Source organism: Streptosporangium sp. NPDC001681, assembly GCF_040298085.1.
Lineage (GTDB): Bacteria > Actinomycetota > Actinomycetes > Streptosporangiales > Streptosporangiaceae > Streptosporangium.
Window position 1 is genome coordinate 1 of sequence record NZ_JBEOZN010000299.1, and the last position, 2,080, is coordinate 2,080.

At 67.1% G+C, this 2,080-nt stretch carries 2 protein-coding genes; both read left to right on the forward strand.

Features of this window, described 5'->3' with window-relative positions:
• Positions 1-307 (forward strand): pentapeptide repeat-containing protein (locus ABT130_RS47445; RefSeq protein ID WP_350966478.1); only part of this gene is annotated, 307 nt, incomplete at its 5' end.
• A 241-nt stretch (positions 308-548) separates the two neighbouring features.
• Positions 549-1,574, forward strand: a complete 1,026-nt coding sequence (locus ABT130_RS47450) for a WD40 repeat domain-containing protein (RefSeq protein ID WP_350966479.1) — start codon at positions 549-551, stop codon at positions 1,572-1,574.
• Positions 1,575-2,080 lie beyond the last annotated feature (506 nt).

Below are 2,080 nucleotides of genomic sequence, written 5' to 3' on the forward strand. Positions count from 1 at the left end.
GACCGCCTGGCCCTTTCGCATTCGACCAGCTCACCGCCACAACGAGAAACAAGATCTTTCTCACCGCCAACGACTGCCCCGCTGTTCCTCGACCCTGAACCTTTTCCGCGCGAACCTCACCCGCGCGGACCTCAGCAGCGCGGACTTCACCGACGCGAACCTCGCCCGCGCGACCCTCACCGACGCGGTGCTCGCCGGGGTCATCGGCCTGCTTGGGAATCTGCGGCCCGGGTCGGGGTCGCCGACGCGTCCCGAGGGCGGGGCGGCGCCTCCAAAGCAGGACGGTCCCGGCTTCGATGGGGGGTGAGGGCGCCCGTTTTGCCGGGCGCCAGGTAACTCCCGGGAATCCTTATTCCCGCAAGTTACCAGCTGGTACGGCCGGGTTTTCCGGGGCGCGCATCAGGGTCCCCGGTAGTGATGCCGGGTCCGCCCGGCGCGGCCGCGCCCCGGAGCCGTTCGCCGCCGGCGAGCTGCTCGGCCCGGGCGGGCAGAAGGTGATGCAGAGGCATACAAGTCAGTCTCAAGCGTGATCTTCTACACCTAGGGGTGTGAATACGATCTCTCCGCGGCAGCGCCGCTCACTATCTCGCCGTACCCTGCTCCGGGGCGGGCTCGGCGCCCTGGCCGCCATCGGCGTGCCGACCATGGTCGCCTGCACCCCCGGCCCGACACTAAACGCCGCCAACTTCGCACTGAGCGCCACCCTCACCGGCCACACCCTCTTCGTCTTCTCGGTGGCCTTCAGCCCGGACGGCAAAACCCTCGCCACCAGCAGCGCCGACGAAACAGTGTGGTTGTGGGACGTGGCCGGCCGCAACACCATCGCCACCCTCACCGGCCACACCGACAATGTCTCCTCGGTGGCCTTCAGCCCGGACGGCAAAACCCTCGCCACCAGCAGCGACGGCGGCGAACCCGAGGTGCGATTGTGGGACGCGGCCGGCCGAAACACCATCGCCACCCTCACCGGCCACACTCACTCTGTCACCTCAGTGGCCTTCAGCCCGGACGGCAAAACCCTCGCCACCAGCAGCATCGACTACAGCGTGAGGTTGTGGGACGTGGCCGGCCGCAACACCGTCGCCACCCTCACCGGCCACACCGGCGGGGTCACCTCAGTGGAGTTCAGCCCGGACGGCAAAACCCTCGCCACCGGCAGCAACGACAAGAGCGTGAAGTTGTGGGACGTGGCCGGCCGAAACACCATCGCCACCCTCACCGGCCACACCGACAGGGTCACCTCAGTGGCCTTCAGCCCGGACGGCAAAACCCTCGCCACCGGCAGCGCCGACGACACGGTGCGGTTGTGGGACGTGGCCAGCCGAAACACCATCGCCACCCTCACCGGCCACACCGACGATGTCTCCTCGGTGGCCTTCAGCCCAGACGGCACAACCCTCGCCACCGGCGGCCTCGACAAGAGCGTGAGGTTGTGGGACGTGGCCGGCCGCAACACCATCGCCACCCTCACTGGCCACACCGACAGTGTCACCTCGGTGGCCTTCAGCCCGGACGGCACAACCCTCGCCACCGGCAGCAACGACAAGAGCGTGAAGTTGTGGCAGGCCCGCTGACCCAGTAGTAGCTCATCACCGCTTCAGCCCTACCGCCAAAATCCGGTCCGATCCTCCCCGGAGGCCAGTCGAGGCGGGTGACGGCCTCCAGCTCCTCGCGCGCCCGCGCGTAGGGGTGTCCCGAAAGTCCCGAAACGCCCTACCGGCGCTAACCTGGAGTAGTTGACCGTGTCCGCATCGTCACGAAGTGACGATGCCTTAGCGCTGTCTCGTATGACGGTTCGTTCTTTCTGATGGATCTTCAGCCTGAACTGTCTGGTCTGTCGCTGTGGTTTCGTGGTCGTTGTCTCGTGGGCATTCGTGCTCTCTTCGCCTCCTCGTTGTCGTCTTCTTCGTGGTGTTGGTCTTCTGATCACGGTGCGCGCCACTTCCCGGACGCGGCCCTGGCGACGTCGCCGGACGGGGCTCCTTCGGGGTTGAGGAACAGCGGGACAGTCATTGGCGGTAAACCGCTGCGTCGCAGGTCGCGGAAGACTGTGCAGGGCGTCGGGGCGGTGTCTTCCGGA